This is a genomic window from Salifodinibacter halophilus, assembly GCA_012999515.1.
GTDB lineage: Bacteria > Pseudomonadota > Gammaproteobacteria > Nevskiales > Salinisphaeraceae > Salifodinibacter > Salifodinibacter halophilus.
Genome location: JABEEB010000235.1, coordinates 1 through 274, shown reverse-complemented (window position 1 = coordinate 274; position 274 = coordinate 1). Strand labels below are relative to the sequence as shown.

General features: G+C 57.7%; 1 protein-coding gene. It reads left to right on the top strand.

The window, feature by feature from the left end:
• On the top strand, positions 1 to 274 hold a 274-nt coding region (locus HKX41_11465), incomplete at both ends, for a hypothetical protein (GenBank protein NNC24750.1).

Sequence of the window (274 nt, the reverse complement as noted above, 5' to 3'; positions counted from 1 at the left end):
CTTCGGCACGGTCGTAACCGTAGTGTATGGCGCAGTATTACTCTTTTCCTTGTTTGCTTGGCCATGGGGCGTTTTTCAAGGTTGGCTGGTGAAACGCCCGGACCTGCGGGGCAGCTGGAAAGCTCGGTTGCACAGTGACTATATCGACCCGCTCACCGGCGAACGCGTGCCCCCCATTGAAGCGTTCGTAGTAGTGCGCCAATCGCTAACCAGCCTGAGCATGCGCCTATTCACCGAAAAGTCCCGCTCGGTGCTGACGGCACATGCCATTGAG